Source organism: Actinophytocola sp., assembly GCF_036402745.1.
Lineage (GTDB): Bacteria > Actinomycetota > Actinomycetes > Mycobacteriales > Pseudonocardiaceae > Actinophytocola.
The window spans coordinates 1-2964 of the sequence record NZ_DASWSJ010000260.1; the positions used below are offsets into that span (position 1 = coordinate 1).

General features: G+C 72.8%; 5 protein-coding genes. 4 read left to right on the forward strand and 1 reads right to left on the reverse strand.

What is annotated here, in order from left to right; all coding sequences use genetic code 11:
* Nucleotides 1-156 precede the first annotated feature (156 nt).
* From VGD70_RS24545 to VGD70_RS24560, 4 genes are read left to right on the forward strand one after another with little or no spacing between them, the layout of a single operon-like run.
* Nucleotides 157-720, forward strand: coding sequence for a biotin transporter BioY (locus VGD70_RS24545; RefSeq protein WP_331085230.1), 564 nt, complete (start codon nucleotides 157-159; stop codon nucleotides 718-720).
* Nucleotides 717-1445, forward strand: coding sequence for an ABC transporter ATP-binding protein (locus VGD70_RS24550; RefSeq protein WP_331085232.1), 729 nt, complete (start codon nucleotides 717-719; stop codon nucleotides 1443-1445). Before VGD70_RS24545 ends, VGD70_RS24550 begins: the two co-directional genes overlap by 4 nt.
* Nucleotides 1442-2089 carry an energy-coupling factor transporter transmembrane protein EcfT gene (locus VGD70_RS24555; RefSeq protein WP_331085234.1) on the forward strand — a complete coding sequence of 216 codons (648 nt, stop codon included), beginning with the start codon at nucleotides 1442-1444 and terminating at the stop codon, nucleotides 2087-2089. The genes VGD70_RS24550 and VGD70_RS24555 overlap by 4 nt, the downstream gene beginning before the upstream one ends.
* Nucleotides 2079-2621, forward strand: a complete 543-nt coding sequence (locus tag VGD70_RS24560) for an MOSC domain-containing protein (RefSeq protein WP_331085236.1) — start codon at nucleotides 2079-2081, stop codon at nucleotides 2619-2621. The genes VGD70_RS24555 and VGD70_RS24560 overlap by 11 nt, the downstream gene beginning before the upstream one ends.
* Nucleotides 2622-2705: 84 nt before the next feature.
* Here VGD70_RS24560 and VGD70_RS24565 read toward each other — a convergent pair.
* Nucleotides 2706-2964: acyl-CoA thioesterase (locus tag VGD70_RS24565; protein ID WP_331085238.1), on the reverse strand; the 259-nt coding region annotated here is incomplete at its 5' end.

The window sequence follows — 2964 nt, forward strand, 5'->3', positions numbered from 1 at the left end:
CGACGGCACGCTGCCCCACGACTCGGCGGTGTGGTTGCAGGCCTGAGAGAGCCGGGGTTCTGGGATCGGGCGGGGTCCGTTACCGGTCCTCCGGTACTTTTCGGACCACAACGACGCCGCCGCCCTACGCCGGCGCCTGCCCCCGGGAGACCTGCTGTGAAGACCAAGGACCTCGTCTACATCGCGCTCTTCGCTGCGATCACAGCAGCACTCGGCCTGGTTCCCGCCGTCCAGGTGGGCCCAGTCCCGATCACCGCGCAGACCCTCGGCGTGATGCTGGCCGGGGCGATCCTGGGTGCGCGCCGCGGCTTCCTCTCCCAGCTGCTGTTCCTGGTGCTCGTCGCGATCGGGCTGCCGATCCTCCCCGGCGGCGGAGGCGGCCTTGCCGTCTTCGCCGGGCCGACCGCCGGCTACCTGATCAGCTGGCCGATCGCGGCGTTCGTGATCGGGCTGCTCACCGAGCGATTCTGGGCGCGCTACAACCTGGCCTGGGGCACCGTGGCGAACGTGGTCGGGGGAATCCTGGTCATCTACGCGATCGGTGTCCCGGTGCTCAAGGCCGTCACGGGCATGCCGTGGGACGGCGCCCTGTGGTTCGGCGCCGCCGTGTTCATCCCCGGCGACCTGATCAAGGCGGTCGTGGCCGCGGTGATCGCCGTCCAGGTGCGCCGCAGCTACCCGGTGATCGAGCGACCGCGCCGGGCGGTCGCCGTCCGGTGAGACTCCGGCGGGAGACGGCCGCCCCGGTCGCGGATCCGGCCCGCGGTCTCGAGCTGCGCGGGGTCGGGCACCTCTACGGCGACCGCGTGGTGCTCTCCGACATCGATCTGCACCTCACCGAGCGGCGGATCGGCATCGTCGGTGCGAACGGCTCGGGCAAGAGCACGTTCGCCCGCCTGCTGAACGGCCTGGTGGTGCCCACGACCGGCACCGTGCTCGTCGACGGCCTCGACACCAGCACCCACGTGCGTGACGTGCGCCGCCGCGTGGGCTTCGTCTTCCAGGACCCCGACGCCCAGATCGTGTACCCGACGGTCGCCGAGGACGCCGCCTATGGGCTGGAGAACCAGGGCGTACCTCCTGCCGAGCGCGCGGAGCGGGTCGCCGAGGTGCTGGAGCGGTACGAGCTGGCCGGACACGCCGACCACCCCGCACACCTGCTCTCGGGCGGGCAGAAGCAGCTGTTGGCCATCGCCGGCGTCCTCGTCATGCGGCCCGCCCGGATCGTCTTCGACGAGCCCACCACGCTGCTCGACCTGGTCAACACCCGCCGGGTCGCCCAGGTGATCGAGGAACTGGAGCAGCAGGTCGTCGTCGTCACCCACGACCTGGACCTGCTGGACGGGTTCGACCGGGTTCTCGTGGTCGACGGCGGCCGGGTGGTCGACGACGGCCCGCCGGACAGCTCGATAGCGGCCTACCGGGCGCTCATGGTGCACCGGTGACCCTCGCCCTCTACGTGCCACGGGCCAGCCTCGTGCACCGGACGCCCCCGGGCTGGAAGCTGCTGGCGCTCGCCGGGCTGAGCGTGCTCGTCTTCGCCGTCCCGACGCTGCCGGTGGTACTGGGAGCGCTGGTCGGCGTCGTCGTCCTGGGGCTGGTCGTGGCGCGGTTGCCGGCCTCGGTGCTCGTGCGGCAGGCGCGCGCGGTGCTGTGGTGGCTGGTCGCGCTGTTCGTCCTGCACTCGCTGGTGACCGACGTCCTCACCGGCACCCTCACCGTGGTCCGCCTCCTGGCCCTGGTCCTGGGCGCGGCGGTGGTCACCGCGACCACGCGGGTGACCGCGATGGTCGCCGTCGTGGAGCGGGTCTGCCGGCCGCTGCAGTGGGTCGGCGTGCGCCCGGCGCGGATCGGGCTGGTGATCGCGATGGCGCTGCGGTTCATCCCGCTGATCAGCGAGCGGGCCGACCGCATCCGCGAGGCCCAGGCCGCACGCGGCGGTTCGGTGCGCGGCCTGCGCGGCCTGACGACGACGGTCGTGCCACTGCTGGTCCAGGTGCTCCAGTTGGCGCAGACCGTCGCGGAGGCGCTGGACGCCCGCGGCGCCGACGACGTCCCCGAGCGCCGAGGAGGCCCCCGTGCTGCCTGACCCGCCGGCCGGTTCGGTGCTCGAGATCTGGCTGGCCGGGGCCGCGGCCCAGCCGATGCGGCGGGTGACCGCGGTCGAGGCCGTGGCCGGGCTGGGCCTGGCCGGTGACCGCTACGCCCTCGGCGGCGGCACCTGGGCGCAGTACCCGGACCTGGAGAAGCAGGTCACGCTCATCGACCGGGCCGATGTCGCCGCGGTGGCCGCCGAGACCTCGTCGGACCTGACCGCCGGGGACACCCGCCGCAACGTGGTCACGACGGGCATCGACCTGCCGGCGCTGGTCGGACAGTGGTTCACCGTCGGCGACGCGCTGCTGTTCGGGATGAAGCGCTGCCCGCCCTGCACCCACCTCGAGCGGCTGACCGGGGTACGGCTGGTGAAGGCGATGGTGCACCGGGGCGGGATCAACGCCGCGGTGTTCGCCGGCGGCCCCATCGCGCAGGGGGACGTCGTCCGGCGGGTGTCCGAGGCCGAGGCCGCGCGGCGGGGCGCCCCGACGGGTGCCGGCCGGCCGGTGCCGCGGGTGGTCTGAGCCCCGCGCTCGGCGAGATCGGCGATCTCGCACGTCTTGCGGGGCCAAAGCGTGCGAGATCGCCGATCTCGCCGCCGGATCGGGTCAGGACGTGGGCTCGTCGGTGTAGCGCTGGAGGAACTCCTTCTCCTCCGGGGTGATCCGGCGGGGGCGGTTCAGCGCGAAGTCGAACGGCACCAGCATGGTGCTGCCGGTGACGGCGAGCTGCCCGTGGTCGAAGGCCTCGTAATGGCAGAGGAAGGATGCCGCCCGGACTGTGGAGACCCAGATCTGGATCTCCAGCGGCTCGGCGTCGTAGACCACCGAGCGCTTGTACTTGATCTCGTTCGAGGCGACGACGAGC